Origin of the sequence: Mycobacterium sp. SMC-16 (assembly GCF_046250085.1) — a bacterium.
In the GTDB taxonomy this organism is placed as follows: Bacteria; Actinomycetota; Actinomycetes; order Mycobacteriales; family Mycobacteriaceae; genus Mycobacterium; species Mycobacterium phocaicum.
In genome coordinates this window covers 1581547-1596472 of the sequence record NZ_CP176427.1, presented here as the reverse complement: position 1 = coordinate 1596472, position 14926 = coordinate 1581547, and the positions used below count along the sequence as shown (strand labels likewise).

Genomic DNA, 14926 nt, shown 5'->3' with positions numbered 1-14926 from the left:
TCTCGGCTATGGTGCAGCTATGAGCGCGACCCGCACCCGCCGCCCGGACCGACCGGCGCCCCGCACCGACCCCGCCGGGCCGGCCCAGCGACTGCTCGACGCCGCATCGAATCTCTTTGCCGCACAGGGAATTCGCGCCGTCGGCATCGACACCATCCTGCGCGAGGCGGGCGTCGCCAAGGCCAGCCTCTACAGCTCGTACGGGTCGAAGGACGCGTTGGTGATCGCGTACCTGAACCGATTGGATCAGGCTGATCGCAACCGCTGGGAATCGAAGACTTCCGGCATCGTCGACCCGGTGGACAAGCTGCTGTCGTTCTTCGACCTCGCGGCCGCCGCGGCACGCAAGCGCCAGTTCCGTGGTTGCCTCTACGCCAACGCGGCCACCGAGTTCCCGGGTGACACGCTCGAGCCGGTGCGCGCACACCGACTATGGATGCGCCGGCTGCTGACCGAGCTGCTGCGCGACGCCGAGGTGCCCGACGCCGCCGCGGTCGCCCAGCGCATCCAGCTGATCTACGACGGCGCCCTCACCGCGTCCAAACTCGAACGATCAGCCGCGCCCATCACCCTGGCCCGTCAGATGGCCGTCGAGCTGATCGCAGGCTGCTCCCGAGCCTGAGGTATCTGCCGCACGCGCGAGAACACCGAGCTGAATGTCCGAGCCGTCCGCTCGTCACCATGCGCCAGCGGCCGGCGAGACAGATAAGTACCTGAGTTCAATCACGGCGGTGATCTGCCAATGGTTGTAGAACTCAGGGACTTCTGAGGGCCTGAAGACGTACCTGGCTTCAGTCACGTTGGCCGCAACGACGTTCCGATTGAAACCACGTACTTCCCTGGCTGTCCAGGCTCCACTCAAACAGTCGCGCCGCCGCCCGTCAGCGAGAGAACTGCTACTTACGGGCCGCCGCCGGCTGAATCCCGATGGCCGCCAGTCGGCGCTCGGAGGCCTCCTGGCGAACGCGCTTGGGCCACCAGAACCACTTACCCAGGATGGCCGCGATGGCCGGTGTCATGAACGACCGGACGATCAGGGTGTCGAACAGCAGGCCCAGCGCGATGGTTGTGCCGACCTGCGCCATGACCTTCAAGTCACTGAAGGCGAAGGACGCCATGGTGGCCGCGAACACCAGACCCGCTGAGGTGACCACCGATCCGGTGCCCGCCATCGAACGGATGATGCCCGTCTTCAGGCCGCCCGGCAGCTCTTCCTTGAACCGGGACACCAGCAGCAGGTTGTAGTCGGAGCCCACGGCGAGCAGCAGGATGACCGACATGGGCAGCACCATCCAGTGCAGCTCGAGGCCAAGGAGGTGCTGCCACAACAGAACTGACATGCCGAACGACGCGCCGAGCGACAGCAGCACCGTGCCGACGATCACGCCCGCCGCGACCATGCTTCGCGTGATGAGCAGCATGATGACGAAAATCAGTGACACCGCGGCGATTCCGGCGATCATCAGGTCGTACTGCGCGCCGTCGTGCATGTCCTTGTAGGTGGCGGCGGTGCCGGCCAGATAGATCTTGGAGCCCTCCAGCGGGGTGCCCTTGATGGCTTCCTTGGCGGCCTGCTTGATCGGGTCGACGTGCGCGATGCCGTCGGGCGTCGCCGGGTCGCCTTCGTGCTGAATGATGAAGCGGACCGACTTGCCGTCCGGCGAGATGAAGTTCTTCATGCCGCGCTTGAAGTCCTTGTTGTCGAAGGCTTCCGGTGGCAGGTAGAAGGAATCGTCATTCAGCGAGTTGTCGAACGCCTCGCCCATCGCCGCCGCGTTGTCCGACGACGCCGCACGCTGATCCACCTGACCCTTCTGGGTCTGATACATGGACAGCATGTACTGCTTCATGTTCTTCATGACCTCGATCTGAGGCGGCATCACCGTGACCATCTCGGCCGTCAGCTTGTCCATCTTCATCAGATCCGGGACCAGAGTCTGGATGTCGTCGGTCATGACGTCGATGCCGTCGAGGGTGTCGAACAGCGCCCGCGTGGACCAGCACATCGGGATGTCGTAGCAGTGCGGTTCCCAGTACAGGTAATTGCGGATGGGCCGCAGGAAGTCGTCGAAATCGGAGATGTGGTCCCGCAGGTCGGCGACATCGAGCGCCATGTTGGCGGTCTTCATCGACATGTCATGCGTGGTGGCGGCCATCTGCGTGGTGATGGACTGCATCTTGGTCATCGTGTCGATGCTGACCTGCATGTCGTTGGCCTGCTGCAGCATGTTGGCCATCGTGTCCATCTGGTACTTCTCGGTCATCTTCGACGTGACGGCCTGCATGCCCATGATGAACGGAATTGTCGTGTGCTTGATGGGTTTTCCGTCGGGCCGCGTGATCGTCTGCACCCGCGCGACCCCTGGGGTGTGCACGATGGCCCGGGCGATCTTGTTGATCACCAGGAAGTCGGCCGAGTTCCGCAGGTCGTGGTCGCTCTGCACCATCAGCAGCTCGGGGTTCATCCGCGATGCGCTGAAATGCCGTTCGGCAGCGGCATATCCGACGTTGGCGGTCAGCTCGGCCGGCACGTAGCGGCGGGCGTCGTAGTTCGTCTTGTAGCCGGGCAGCGTCACCAGTCCGACGAGGGCGAGCGCCAGCGTCGCGACGAGCACAGGTCCCGGCCAACGCACCACCAGGACGCCGACCCGGCGCCACCCGCGGGAGTGGATGGCGCGCTTGGGTTCGAAGCGCCCGAAGCGGCTGCCGATCTTGATGACGGCGGGCCCGAGCGTGAGCGCCGCGAGGACGGCGACGAGGGTGCCGATCGCGCAGGGCACGCCCATGGTCTGGAAGTACGGCAGCCGCGTGAAGCTCAGGCAGAGCATGGCGCCGGCGATCGTCAAACCCGATCCCAGCACGACGTGCGCCGTCCCGCGGAACATCGTGTCGTAGGCCAGCACGCGGTCTTCTCCGTCGCCGCGCGCTTCCTGATAGCGCCCGATGGCGAAGATGGCGTAGTCGGTACCCGCCGCGATGACCATCAGGGTCAGCAGGTTCACCGCGAACGTCGAGAGCCCGATGACGTTGGTGTCGGCCAGAAACGCGACGACGCCGCGGGCGGCGCCGAGTTCGAGGAACACCATCAGCAGGGTCAGGATCATCGTCATGATCGACCGGTAGACGAACAGCAGCATCACGGCGATCACCACCAGGGTGATGATCGTGACCTTGGTGACGCTCTTGTCGCCGGCGTGGTGCTGATCTGACACCAGCGGGGCGCCACCCGTGACGTATACGTGGAGGCCGGCCGGCGGCTTGGAGTCGGCGACGATCTGCCGGACCGAGGCGACCGAGTCGTTGGCCTTGGTCTCCCCCTGGTTGCCGCGGAGGTAGACCTGGACGTACGCGGCCTTGCCGTCGGCGCTCTGTGAGCCCACGGCCGTGAGCGGGTCACTCCAGAAGTCCGCGACATGCTCGACGTGCGCGGTGTTGGCCGTCAGCTTGGCGACGAGACCGTCGTAGTAGTGGTGTGCCTCGGCGCCGAGCGGTTGGTCGCTCTCGAGAACGATCATCGCGTTGCTGTCCGAGTCGAACTCCTGGAAGTTCGCACCGATCTGCTTCATCGAGACCATCGCCGGGCCGTCCTTGGCGCTCAGCCCGACGGTGTGCGCCTCACCGACCTTCTCCAGCGGAGGGACCAGCGTGTTCGTGGCGACGTTGACGGCAAACCAGCCGATCACGATGGGCACCGCGAGGACCCAGATCAGGTGACCGATCTTGGATCGCTCGGTGTTGGTGGCACTCACTCGGGGCACCCTTCCATCAGGCCCGGTAGGTCCATGGAGATGGAGCTCGGCGGCGTTACACATTCACTGTCGCGCGAAATATACCTAGCCCACCAAACTTTTAGCCATACCAACCACACAAAAAGCCCTCTACCTCCCGCGAAATGGGATGAATCGGCATCTTTTCGCCCGCTTCGGACCTTAGCGTTGACGCTGTGGAAAATTCCCCGGCCGACACCTTCGGCAAGCGCTACGGCGAAGTTCTGCTGGTCTCCCAGACGCCGACGGGGCCGCAGGTTGCGGTGTTCAACACCTTCCCGCTGAACGACTGCCCACCCGACGCCTGGTCCGCGCTCAACCCGCAGGCCCTCGCCTCGGAGAACGGCGTGGCGGCCGCTTTGCTCAACGGCCCGCGCTACTGGCTGATGAGCGAGATCGTGAAAACCCGCGAGGACGTCGGAGAGATGAAGACGTTCGGCGGCATCGACATGCGGCAGCAGGCGACCGTCGAATTGTCGTCGATGAAGCCGGCGCCCTACAGCGTGAACAAGGTCAGCCGCCGCACGGTGTTCGTGTTCGGCGCCGGGCGGCCGGTCTTCGAGCTTCTCGACCCGCAGGGGCAGCGGTGGGTCATGCAGTCGTGGAGCCAGACGGTCGACCCGGCACTGTCGCTGGCGGACCTGCCGGGGCTCGGCGCGCGGCTGCAGCTGCCGGACGGCTGGAGCTACCGGACGTCGACGCTGACCAGCCCACTGCGCATCGACACCACCACCGCGGACGCTCACGTCACGCAGGACAACCTCGGCAACACCTACTCTCTCGCCGTCGATTAGCCCCGCTAGGCATTCCCAAACCGACGCTGGTGCGTTACAACAAGAAGCGGGTGCGTTTCTGTCGCGGCGGCGCTGAACTGAAGGAGGCCGCATGGCTTGGGATTTCGAAACCGATCCGGAGTTCCAGGAACTCCTCGACTGGGCCGACGCCTTCGTGCGCGACGAAGTCGAGCCGCTCGACCTCATCTGGCCGCACCTGCAGTACACCGCGCTCGACGAGACCCGGCGCCGGGTCGTCGACCCGCTCAAGGAACAGGTGCGACGAAAAGGTTTGTGGGCCACGCATCTTGGCCCCGAGCTCGGCGGTCAGGGCTATGGACAACTGAAGCTGGCGCTGCTCAACGAAATCCTGGGCCGGTCGCAGTGGGCGCCCATCATCTTCGGCTGTCAGGCGCCCGACACCGGCAACGCCGAGATCATCGCGCACTACGGCACCCCGGAACAGAAGGAGCAGTACCTGCGGCCGCTGCTGAACGGCGAGGTCTTCTCCTGCTACTCGATGACCGAGCCCCAGGGTGGCGCCGACCCCACGCAGTTCACGACGTCCGCGGTTCGTGACGGCGACGACTGGGTGATCAACGGCTACAAGTTCTTCTCGTCCAACGCCTCCACGTCCACGTTCCTGATCGTCATGGTGGTGACCAACCCCGACGTCAGTCCCTACCAGGGCATGTCGATGTTCCTGGTACCGACCAACACGCCGGGCGTCAACATCATCCGCAACTCGGCGATCTACGGGGAATCCGACGGCCACGGCTCGCACGCCCTGATCCATTACGACAATGTGCGCGTACCGAATTCGGCGGTTCTCGGCGGTGAAGGCCAGGCGTTCGTCATCGCGCAGACGCGTCTCGGCGGTGGCCGGATCCACCACGCGATGCGCACCATCGGGCTCGCGCAGAGGGCGTTGGACATGATGTGCGAGCGCGCGCTGTCGCGGCACACCGCCGGCAGCCTGCTGGCCGACAAGCAGGCCGTCCAGGGCTTCATCGCCGACTCGTGGGCGCAGCTGCAGCAGTTCCGGCTGCTCGTGCTGCACACCGCGTGGAAGATCGACAAGTACAACGATTACAAGAAGGTCCGCAAGGACATCGCGGCCGTCAAGGTCGTCATGCCGACGGTACTGCACGACATCGCCTGGCGCGCAATGCAAGTGCACGGTGCACTCGGCGTGACCAACGAAGTTCCGTTCCTCGGGATGGTCGCCGGCGCCGCCGTGATGGGGCTGGCCGACGGACCGACCGAGGTGCACAAGGTCACCGTCGCCAAGCAGGTGCTGCGGGATTACACCGGCACCGACGAACTGTGGCCGACCGAGTGGCTGCCCGGCAAACGCGAAGCGGCACAGGCGAAATACGCGGAGTACTTGGAGATGGAATTGGGGAACCTGTAGGCGGCTCTACCGCGCCAGCAACCGGGTCACGCCCCGCATCACCGCGCGGCTCGCGGCATGCTGCGCCTGCTCGACCACCGACGGGGCTGCCGGCGGGACAACAGAACCCAGCCGCGGGAACAGCGCCAGCGCATTGGTGCGGTCGATCTCGCGACGCCCGGCGTCGTCCAGTCCCCCGTATGTCTCGAGCCCGGCCGCGTACAGCTGGCTCACCTCGACCGGCGCGAACGGGAAGTCCGAACCGAACGTCACGTGCCCCGGCTTGGCGAAGGCCAGCAGCGACGGCAGCGCGGCCGCCGTGGACGACAGCGCGGTGTCGAAGTAGAAGCTCGCGAGGTCGTCGAGATGATCGGCCGGGCTGCCGCCGACGTCACTCGTGATGCCCATGGCCATCCGGTAGGACGCGTATGGGACGAAGCCGCCGGCATGGCTCAGGATGAACCGGATGTTGGGATAGCGGCGGCGAATGCCGTTGCGTACCAGTAGATACGCCGCACGGCTGGTGTCGAGCAGGAAGTCGGCTGCGAACGGCAGTACGCCGTCGATGACGGGGCCGGGCAACTCGGCCGGGTGGATGAACACCACGGCCGATCGCCTGTCGAGCTCCGCGAACAACGCGTCCTGACCCTGCGCACCGACATAGGTCCCAACGCTGTTGGCGAGCAGGAACACACCGTCTGCATTCAATTCGTCGAGTGCGCGCACGGCTTCGTTGACGGAGGCATCCAGGTGCGGCATCGGCAGTGTGGCGAAGAACCCGAACCGATCCGGTTGGGCAGCAACCAGATCGGCGCTGTAGTCGTTCACATCGCGAGCCAGCGCGGCCGCGTCGGCGGCGGCCGGAAGCATCGTCGTTCCCGGCGCGGACACCGACAAGATGGCGGTGGCGACGCCCAGTCGGCCCATCGCGTCCAAGGACGCTTCCGGAGTCCAGTCCGGCATCGCTCTCCCGCCGGCGTCGGCAATGCCCGCCTTGTCCAACGCTTTTCGATAGTCCGGCGGGACCATGTGGTGATGTGTGTCAATACGGTTCATGATGTTTCCTCCTCCGGTGATTTGTGCACGATATTCCGCGCGCACCGCGGAATATCGTGCACAAATCGCGGTATTAGTCGGGGATTCCCGCCCCGGCGAGCGCGGGGACGGTGTCTTCGCGGTGCAGCAATGACCTGGCCGCAGTCCTGAACTGCCCGAGCTTGTCGACGCTGGCCTGCATCTCGTGGCCCCAGATACTGATGCCCTGGTGGGTCGTCGGTTTCCAGGTCGATTCGTCGACCACCAGCGGGTTCCATCCGACCTCCCACTCGAAACCCGACGGTGTGACGGCGTAGTACGACAGCTCGCGGTCGTTGGTGTGCTGGCCGACTCCCAGGGCCATGTCGAACCCCAGTGCTCGCACGCGTTGGTAGCTGTCCGTCAGATCGTCCAACTCGGCGACCTGAATGTTGAGGTGCTGCACGCGGGTCCGAATCGGGTTGATCGGCAACCGATTCACCGCGGCGATCGCCACGGAGTGGTGGCGCCGATTGACTCGCAGGAACCGGATCTTGACCTTGACGCCGCTCATGTTCTCGTCGATGAAGTCGCTGAGCCGGGCGTCGAGCAAGGTGTTGTAGTAACCGCGCATCTGGTGTGGCCGGGTGCTGGTGACGGCGACGTGTCCCAGTCCGAACTCGCCGGTGACAAAGCCCTTTCCAGCCACAGACAATTGTCCGTCGATGTGTGCCCGGGTGTACAGCTCCTGCGCCAGCCCGTTGGGGCCGGGAATCCGCACCAGGCGTTCGACGCCGCGCAGCGCGGCCTCATCGTCGGTGCCGATGGTGACGGGCACGCCGCACCGGTGCACGCGGGCGAGGATTTCCTCAAAGGTTTCGTGGTCGTCGACGTGCCAGCCCAGTGTGGTGACATCCTCGGCCGCCCCGCGCCTGAGCAGGAACCGGCACTGCTGTTCGTCGAGCCGGAAGCGGAGGGCATCGGTGTCGAGATCATCGAGGTGCATGCCGATCGCATCGCGACCGAACCGGCGCCAGTCGGCGAACCGCTCCGTCTCGACCACAAGATAGCCGAGCGACACGTTTCCGAACACGCTCATGGCCGGAATACCGTGCTGTCCGAAAGGAATTCGCCGACCATCTGATTGAACAGGTCGGCGCGTTCCCACTGCATCCAGTGTCCGGTGCGGCTGGTCATGACCAGTTCGGCGTTGGGCATGATGTTCTGCAGCATGGGTCCACCCGAGGGCCGGTTCACCTTGTCGTCGCGCCCCCACAGGATCAGCGTCGGCGTCTGCAGCGAGGCCAGCCGTGAGTCGCGCGTCAGGTCCATGCGCCAGAGTGTCCGCAGCGCGAATGGTCCCGACGGTCGACTCAGCGGCGGATCGGCCACCACCTCTGGGTCGATGGATGCCGTGTAGCGCAGGTCGATCAGCTCGTCGGGCACCGAGTCACCGTCGTAGACCAGGTAATTGCGGATGAACGTGGCCAGCTTCTCCCGGCTGGGGCCCGAGCCGCCGTAGTACGCCAGCAGACTGTTGAGACCAGCTGTCGGCAGGCCGCGCGTGGTCCCGATACCGCCGGGGCCCATGAGTACCAGCTTGCCGACACGGCCCGGGGTGTCCAGCGCCATCCGCAGTGCCGCGGCGCCGCCGTAGGAGTTGCCAACCAGATGCGCTGTGCTGATGCTCAATTCGTCGAGCAGACCGCGCATCGCATCCGCCAGGCAGCCGAAAGGATCGGACTTGTCGATGCCCTTCGACGAACGCCCGTAGCCGGGCATGTCGGGTACCAGGACCCGGTAGCGCTGGGCGAGCCCGTCGATGTTGCGGGAGTAGTTGCTGACACCGGAGGCGCCGGGTCCGCCGCCGTGCAGGAGCAGCACCGCGGGGCCGGATCCCGCTTCGGCGACAAAGATCTTCCGGCCGGCGACGGTGATGGTGTGTTCGGTGAGGGCGGCGGTCATGCTGATGCTCCTGTCAGGGTGGTGAGGCTCAGTCCGGCCGGCGGAGTCGGGAGTGGTTGTCCGGATGAGGTTGCGGCGTAGACGAATCCGTCCGGGCGGAGGACGACGGCGTCGGCCTTGCGGTCACGGAGCCACCGCACCAGGCTCGGTTCGGTGATTTGCAGGGTCGGCGCGCCGGCGGCCGTCCAGGCTGCCGCCCCGGTCGGCACGGCGCCGGTGTGCAGCACCGTCCAGCGCCCGCCGAGCAGCTCATCGAGCAGCACGCCGCCCACCGTGGGTTGCGGGATCTGCCAGCCCACCGCGGGGTGCGTGGACGCGAAGAAACCGTCGTCGTAGTGCGCGTCAGGTATCCACCAGAACTTCTGACCCGCGGCATTGGCACCGGGGATCCTGGTCAGCGCCCGCACGACGTGATTGCGGATGGCGGCCAGCCATGGCCGCCGCTCGGTGATGATCCGACCGACCAGCACCGCACGCCGGGTGACCTCTGTGACGTGCGGCTTGCGTTCTGCGGCATACGAATCCAGCAGCGCGTCGGGCGCCTGACCGCGCAGCACCGCGGCGAGTTTCCAGCACAGGTTGGCGGCGTCGCGGACGCCGGCGGACATCCCCTGGCCGATCCACGGCGGCATGGCGTGCGCGGCATCGCCGGCCAGGAATACCCGTCCGACGCGCCAGCGGTCCGCTACCCGTACGTGGTGGCTGTAGACGACTGCGCGCAGCACCTCGACATGCTCGGGTGTGATGCCCTGCTCGCCCAGCACTTTCCACACCGCTTCGTCGCTGGTGAGGTACTTCTCGTCCTCCCCCGCCTTGGCCGGATACTCCCACCGGTGATGCCCGAGCGGCGTCGGACAGTCGACGGTCGGACGTGCGGGGTTGCAGTGAAACCGCAAGCGGTCGTGCGCATCCCATTCCTTGATCACCTTGGTGTCGATGACGACCCACCGCTCTCCGTAGGTGCGTCCGCTGTACCCGATGCCGAGCACGCCGCGCGTCGCCGACGAACCACCGTCCGAGGCGATGACGTAGCGGGCCGTCACCCGTTTGAAGGCGTCGGCACGCAGGTCGGCGAGCAGCAGCTCGACGTCGTCGGCGCGGTTGGCCACCCGCAGACATTCATGCTCCAGCAGCACCTCGACGTTGGCGAACCGGGCCACCCCTTCACGGAGCACCGAGTCGACCGCCGGCTGATACAGGAACTGCTGCGACGGATGGCCGCAGCCGCGTCCGTAGATCACCGTTTCGATGAAGGGGCGCCCGTCGGCGTCGACGAACGCGACCGGACGGTCCGGCAGCATGTCGCGCTGGAGCCGCTCGGCCAGGCCCACCGACTGCCAGACGCGGAGGACCTCCTCGTCGGTCGAGATCGCCCGCGCCCGGCTGTAGATATCTGGGTCCCGCTCGATCACCACGACCTTCAGACCGAGTTGGCCCAGCAGGTTGGCGGCCGTGGCGCCTGTGGGGCCATACCCGACAACCGCGACGTCGTAGGTGTCTGCACTGCTCATTGGGAGCCTCCCACTTGTTCTGTAGTGATCGATACGGTAATGTAGTGATCGCTACAGAGTCAAGAGTCGGGAGTGAAGATGTCCGAAGCACCCAAGACCCGCCGCAAGCGCGCCGATGGCGAACAGTCCCGTGAGCGAATCCTGGATGCCGCCAACGAGATTGCCTCTGAACGTGGTTACGAAGGCACCAGCATCGGGCTGGTCAGCAAGAAGTGCGGACTCCCCGCCAGTTCCATCTACTGGCACTTCAAGGACAAGGACGACCTGCTGGCGGCGGTGATCGACCGCAGCTTCGAAACCTGGCTGCGCGTCTGGGAACTCCCCCTTGACGGCGAGCCCCGCGAACGCGTGATCGGACTGGCCAGGCAGCTCGCGAAAGGCCTGCTCGACTATCCGGACTTCCTGCGCCTCGGGCTGATGCTGGCGCTGGAGCGCCGGCCTGTGGAACCACGAGCCCGTGCGCGGTTCCTGCAAGCGCGGACGCAGGCCTCCGCATCGCTCACCGAAGCACTCGGCGAGCTGGCACCGGGACTCACCGACGCCCAGGTCCGCCTGCTGGTGAACTACTCCATCGCCGGCGCCGACGGCCTGTTCATCGCCAGGGAACTCGGCGGTGATTCGGTGGACCTACTGGAGTTGTTCGAGATGCATGCCAATGCCATCTACGACACGGCGATCCGGATGCTCGCCGAGAACGCGCAATGACGCCGTCCGCCGGAACCACCGCGCCGATCATCGCTGCCGTCGCGAAGTCGGGAAGTGTGACCTACGCCGAGATCGTCTCATCAATTCCGGCGTGCTCCGCCGGTCCGGACATCCGGGCCGGCGTCGACGATCTGATCGAAACCACCTGTACCGCAATACAGAACGTCGGCGCCCGGCATGCGAAGGTCATCTCACTGCTCAGCCCTTCCCCTGCGACGCGGCACACCCTCTACTGCCTGGTCGACGGCACCCCCGATCACGCTGCCATCGAACGGGACATACACATCGCGGTGCAACGGATCAGCGCTGAGGTGCCAGGCTTCCGGCTCAAGCAGGCCGTGCAGTTCGAGATCATCGGCCCGATCCACATCCCAGAAATCGGCACCTTCGCGGGCACCAGAGTGACCGCGCTCGTCGAAGTAGCCGCGCAAAACGCCGGAGCCCCAACATGATCTACATCAGCGACGTGACCCTGCGTGACGGCATGCACGCCGTCCGTCACCAGTACACCATCGCGCAGGCCGTGGCCATCGCGACTGCGCTCGACGCGGCGGGTGTCGCCTCCATCGAGGTCGCACACGGCGACGGCCTGGGTGGGTCCAGTTGCGTGTACGGCTTCGGCGCACACACCGACCTGGAGTGGATCTCCGCCGTCGCCGCCGCGGTGTCGCGGGCTCGCATCGCGACGCTGATCCTCCCCGGAATCGGCACCGTGCGCCGGCTGCGCGACGCGCATCGCGCCGGCGTCACCGTCGTCCGCGTCGGTACCCACTGCACCGAGGCCGAGCTCTCCGCACGCCATCTCGCCGCCGCCCGCGAGCTGGAAATGGACCCCGTCGGCTTCCTGATGATGAGCCACCTCGCCACGCCGGCGGACCTCGCCGTGCAGGCGAAGCTCATGGAGAACTACGGCGCCACTTGCGTCTACGTCGTCGACTCCGGCGGCGCGATGACGATGCGCGACATCGCCGACCGGGTTGATGCCCTGCGCCAAACTCTGCTCCCCACAACGGAAATCGGAATTCATGCCCACCACAACCTGTCTCTGGGAGTGGCCAATTCGATCGCCGCTGTCGAGCACGGCGCCAACCGGGTCGACGCGTCATTGACTGGGATGGGTGCCGGAGCCGGTAACACACCACTGGAAGTCTTCATCGCCGCGGCCACCAAGCTGGGCTGGGAGCACGGCTGCGATCTGCATGCGTTGCAGGATGCCGCCGACGATCTGGTGCGGCCGCTGCAGGACCGACCGGTACGCGTCGACCGGGAGACCCTGACGCTCGGCTACGCGGGCGTGTACTCGAGCTTCCTGCGGCACGCGGAGATTGCCGCCGAACGCTTCGACATCGACGCCCGGACACTGTTGGAAGAAGCCGGGCGACGTGGACTCGTCGGCGGCCAGGAGGACATGCTCGTCGACATCGCACTGGACCTCACCAGCGCGGGAAGCGCCTAAGCGACCAGCTCCACCAACGTCGCGTTGGCAGTGCCGCCGCCCTCGCACATCGTCTGCAGACCGTAGCGAATTCCGTTGTCCCGCATGTGGTTGATCATGCGGGTCATCAGCACCGCGCCGGACGCGCCGAGTGGGTGCCCCAGCGCGATCGCGCCACCGAGGGGATTGAGCGCGGCCTCGTCGGCGCCGGTGTCGGCGAGCCAGGCCAGCGGCACCGGGGCGAACGCCTCGTTCACCTCGAAGACGCCGATGTCGCCGATCTTCACGCCGGTCTTGCGCAGCACCTTCTCGGTGGCCGGGATCGGGCCCGTCAGCATCAAGACGGGGTCGGCACCCGTCACCGCGCCGCCGACGTACCGCACCAGCGGGGTGAGGCCGAGCTGCAGCGCGTTCTCCAGCGTCATCACCAAAAGCGCTGCCGCACCATCGGAAATCTGCGAGGAGTTGCCGGCGTGGATCACGCCGTCGTCCTGGAACGCCGGCTTGAGACCACCCAGCTTCTCGACGGTCGTCCCCCGCCGGATGCCTTCGTCCTCGTGCACCACACCGCCGTCGTCGGTGAACACCGGAACGATCTGCGTGACGAACGCGCCCGAATCCTGTGCGGCCGCGGCGAGTTCGTGTGAGCGGGCCGAGTATTCGTCCAGCCGGGCCCGCGACAGGCCCCACTTCTGCGCGATCATCTCCGCCGAGATGCCCTGGTTGAAACCGAAACCGTCATACCGGGCAAGTGCTTTCGGCCCGTACGGCTCCCCGGTCTGGCGGGCCGCACCGAGCGGCACCCGGCTCATCACCTCGACGCCGCCGGCCACCACGACGTCCTGCTGGCCGGACATCACCGCCTGCACCGCGAAATCCAATGCCTGCTGCGACGATCCGCAGGCCCGATTGACCGTCGTGCCCGGGATCGACTCGGGCCAGCCGGCCGCCAGCACCGACCAGCGGGCGATATTGCTCGACTGGTCACCGACCTGCGAGACGCAGCCCCACACCACGTCGTCGACGAGTTCGGGGGCCACTCCGGAACGCTCCATCAGTTCGTTCAACACGACCGCGGAGAGATCGGCGGCATGCTGGCCGGCCAGTCCCCCGTTGCGCTTGCCGACGGCAGTCCGCACGGCCTCGACAATGACGACTTCACGCATGGTCGCTCCCTGATCCATAGACATCGCCGATGGCACCGGCGGCCCGCAGGCCGGCGATATCTTCAGCGCGGTAACCCAATTCGCCGAGTATCACATCTGTGTGCTCGCCCAGTCCGGGGATTGCCCCCATGTTCAGCTCGAGGCCGCGGATCACGGGCGGCGGCAACAGCGCATCGATGGGGCCATTCGGGGTGCTGACCTGACGCCACCGGTCGCGGGACTTGAGGTGCGGATGTGCGATCACCTCACTGGGCAGGTTGTACCGCGAATTGCCTATGCCGGCGGCGTCGGCGATCCGCTGGATGTCCTCGAGATAGCGCTCAGCGCACCAGGATCCGATGGCAGCGTGAAGCTCGTCGCGGTGCGCGCAGCGGTCCGAATTGCTCGCGAATCGGGGATCCTCGGCGAGGTCGGGCCGGTCGATGATCTCCCGGGCGAGCCGCTGCCATTCCCGGTCGTTCGTCGTGCCGAGAACCACGGTCTGGCCGTCGCGCGTTGCGAACGCGCCATAGGGCGCGACGGCCGGCGATGCCATCCCCAGCGGCTGCTGGTTCACGCCCGAATGCTGGGTGTAGGTCAGCGGGTAACCCATGATGTCGGTCATCGTGTCGAACAGGCTCACCGCGACCGACGGCGCCGCACCGACAGAGACACCACGGGCGCGGCCCAACAGCAGCGCCATGATGGACAGCGCCGAGTACAGGCCGGTGGAGATGTCGGCGACGGGCGGGCCCGGCTTGGCCGGCATCCCCGGAAAGCCGGTGGCCGCACACGACCCGGATTCCGCCTGCACCAGCAGGTCGTACGCACGCTTCTGGGAAAGGGGCCCGCCCGGCCCGTAGCCGTCGATCTCGACGGGAATCACCTGCGGGTGTCGCCTGCCGAGCTCCTCCGGTGACAACCCCAACCGCGCGGTGGCGCCCGGCGCCAGGTTGGAGACGAACGCGTCGGCCCGGTCGAGCAACTGGTGCAACACCGCAATGCCCTTGTCGGACTTGAGGTTCAGGCTGATCGACTGTTTGCCACGGTTGGCCCACACGAAATGCGCCGCCTGGCCGAGCACCACGTCGTCGTAGTCGCGGGCGAAGTCGCCACCGCGGGGATTCTCGACCTTGATCACGCGGGCGCCGAAGTCGGCCAGCACGCGCGTGCACATCGGCGCGGACACCGCCTGCTCCATCGCGACGACGGTGATCC

Annotated in this window: 13 protein-coding genes; 6 read left to right on the top strand and 7 right to left on the bottom strand. The window is 66.3% G+C overall.

Annotated elements, in window-relative coordinates:
• Positions 1 to 19: 19 nt before the first annotated feature.
• On the top strand, positions 20 to 622 hold the full coding sequence (locus ACJEIK_RS07800; RefSeq protein ID WP_409431287.1) for a TetR/AcrR family transcriptional regulator: 603 nt from the start codon (positions 20 to 22) through the stop codon (positions 620 to 622).
• 274 nt (positions 623 to 896) lie between these two features.
• Here the strand turns inward: ACJEIK_RS07800 and ACJEIK_RS07795 are convergent, their stop codons facing one another.
• Positions 897 to 3749 carry an RND family transporter gene (locus ACJEIK_RS07795; RefSeq protein ID WP_409431286.1) on the bottom strand — a complete coding sequence of 951 codons (2853 nt, stop codon included), beginning with the start codon at positions 3747 to 3749 and terminating at the stop codon, positions 897 to 899.
• A 194-nt stretch (positions 3750 to 3943) separates the two neighbouring features.
• Between ACJEIK_RS07795 and ACJEIK_RS07790 the strand changes: the two genes are divergently transcribed.
• Together ACJEIK_RS07790 and ACJEIK_RS07785 are read left to right on the top strand one after the other, a co-directional pair.
• Positions 3944 to 4561 (top strand): hypothetical protein, encoded by a 618-nt coding sequence (locus ACJEIK_RS07790; protein ID WP_409431285.1) that lies wholly within the window; start codon positions 3944 to 3946, stop codon positions 4559 to 4561.
• Positions 4562 to 4652: 91 nt separating this feature from the next.
• Entirely contained in the window at positions 4653 to 5954 is a 1302-nt protein-coding gene (locus ACJEIK_RS07785; RefSeq protein ID WP_409431284.1) for an acyl-CoA dehydrogenase family protein, read from the top strand.
• 6 nt (positions 5955 to 5960) lie between these two features.
• On the opposite strand, the gene ACJEIK_RS07780 is transcribed toward ACJEIK_RS07785, so the two are convergent.
• The 4 genes from ACJEIK_RS07780 to ACJEIK_RS07765 all read right to left on the bottom strand — a co-directional run bounded on the left by ACJEIK_RS07780 (position 5961) and on the right by ACJEIK_RS07765 (position 10423).
• Entirely contained in the window at positions 5961 to 6989 is a 1029-nt protein-coding gene (locus ACJEIK_RS07780; RefSeq protein WP_409431283.1) for an amidohydrolase family protein, read from the bottom strand.
• Between the two features lie 73 nt (positions 6990 to 7062).
• On the bottom strand, positions 7063 to 8046 hold the full coding sequence (locus tag ACJEIK_RS07775; protein WP_409431282.1) for a VOC family protein: 984 nt from the start codon (positions 8044 to 8046) through the stop codon (positions 7063 to 7065).
• Entirely contained in the window at positions 8043 to 8912 is an 870-nt protein-coding gene (locus ACJEIK_RS07770) for an alpha/beta fold hydrolase (RefSeq protein ID WP_409431281.1), read from the bottom strand. The genes ACJEIK_RS07775 and ACJEIK_RS07770 overlap by 4 nt, the downstream gene beginning before the upstream one ends.
• Positions 8909 to 10423: a bifunctional 3-(3-hydroxy-phenyl)propionate/3-hydroxycinnamic acid hydroxylase gene (locus ACJEIK_RS07765; RefSeq protein WP_409431280.1), complete on the bottom strand. Its 1515-nt coding sequence runs from the start codon at positions 10421 to 10423 to the stop codon at positions 8909 to 8911. Before ACJEIK_RS07765 ends, ACJEIK_RS07770 begins: the two co-directional genes overlap by 4 nt.
• 78 nt (positions 10424 to 10501) lie before the next feature.
• On the opposite strand from ACJEIK_RS07765, the gene ACJEIK_RS07760 reads away from it, so the two are divergent.
• Genes ACJEIK_RS07760 through dmpG form a run of 3 tightly spaced genes read left to right on the top strand, consistent with a single transcriptional unit; the run spans position 10502 to position 12584 of the window.
• Positions 10502 to 11128 (top strand): TetR/AcrR family transcriptional regulator, encoded by a 627-nt coding sequence (locus tag ACJEIK_RS07760; protein ID WP_064860021.1) that lies wholly within the window; start codon positions 10502 to 10504, stop codon positions 11126 to 11128.
• A complete protein-coding gene (locus ACJEIK_RS07755) occupies positions 11125 to 11580 on the top strand; it encodes a hypothetical protein (RefSeq protein WP_064860008.1) in 456 nt (151 codons plus the stop codon). The genes ACJEIK_RS07760 and ACJEIK_RS07755 overlap by 4 nt, the downstream gene beginning before the upstream one ends.
• Entirely contained in the window at positions 11577 to 12584 is a 1008-nt protein-coding gene (dmpG, locus tag ACJEIK_RS07750) for a 4-hydroxy-2-oxovalerate aldolase (protein WP_064860009.1), read from the top strand. Before ACJEIK_RS07755 ends, dmpG begins: the two co-directional genes overlap by 4 nt.
• On the opposite strand, the gene ACJEIK_RS07745 is transcribed toward dmpG, so the two are convergent.
• Complete coding sequence (locus tag ACJEIK_RS07745; protein ID WP_064860010.1) at positions 12581 to 13729, bottom strand: thiolase family protein; 1149 nt, start codon at positions 13727 to 13729, stop codon at positions 12581 to 12583. The two genes, dmpG and ACJEIK_RS07745, sit on opposite strands and share 4 nt — an antisense overlap.
• The gene (locus ACJEIK_RS07740) at positions 13722 to 14909 is read right to left on the bottom strand and encodes a CaiB/BaiF CoA transferase family protein (protein ID WP_409431668.1); all 1188 of its coding nucleotides are present in this window, start codon (positions 14907 to 14909) and stop codon (positions 13722 to 13724) included. The genes ACJEIK_RS07745 and ACJEIK_RS07740 overlap by 8 nt, the downstream gene beginning before the upstream one ends.
• Between the last annotated feature and the right edge of the window lie 17 nt (positions 14910 to 14926).

Bases quoted from the DNA above. Each gene is read 5' to 3' on its own strand.
- ACJEIK_RS07800 (WP_409431287.1), top strand. From the start codon at position 20: ATGAGCGCGACCCGCACCCGCCGCCCGGACCGACCGGCGCCCCGCACC.
- ACJEIK_RS07785 (WP_409431284.1), top strand. From the start codon at position 4,653: ATGGCTTGGGATTTCGAAACCGATCCGGAGTTCCAGGAACTCCTCGAC.
- ACJEIK_RS07780 (WP_409431283.1), bottom strand. From the start codon at position 6,989: ATGAACCGTATTGACACACATCACCACATGGTCCCGCCGGACTATCGA.
- ACJEIK_RS07775 (WP_409431282.1), bottom strand. From the start codon at position 8,046: ATGAGCGTGTTCGGAAACGTGTCGCTCGGCTATCTTGTGGTCGAGACG.
- ACJEIK_RS07770 (WP_409431281.1), bottom strand. From the start codon at position 8,912: ATGACCGCCGCCCTCACCGAACACACCATCACCGTCGCCGGCCGGAAG.
- ACJEIK_RS07765 (WP_409431280.1), bottom strand. From the start codon at position 10,423: ATGAGCAGTGCAGACACCTACGACGTCGCGGTTGTCGGGTATGGCCCC.
- ACJEIK_RS07760 (WP_064860021.1), top strand. From the start codon at position 10,502: ATGTCCGAAGCACCCAAGACCCGCCGCAAGCGCGCCGATGGCGAACAG.
- ACJEIK_RS07755 (WP_064860008.1), top strand. From the start codon at position 11,125: ATGACGCCGTCCGCCGGAACCACCGCGCCGATCATCGCTGCCGTCGCG.
- dmpG (WP_064860009.1), top strand. From the start codon at position 11,577: ATGATCTACATCAGCGACGTGACCCTGCGTGACGGCATGCACGCCGTC.
- ACJEIK_RS07745 (WP_064860010.1), bottom strand. From the start codon at position 13,729: ATGCGTGAAGTCGTCATTGTCGAGGCCGTGCGGACTGCCGTCGGCAAG.
- ACJEIK_RS07740 (WP_409431668.1), bottom strand. From the start codon at position 14,909: ATGGAGCAGGCGGTGTCCGCGCCGATGTGCACGCGCGTGCTGGCCGAC.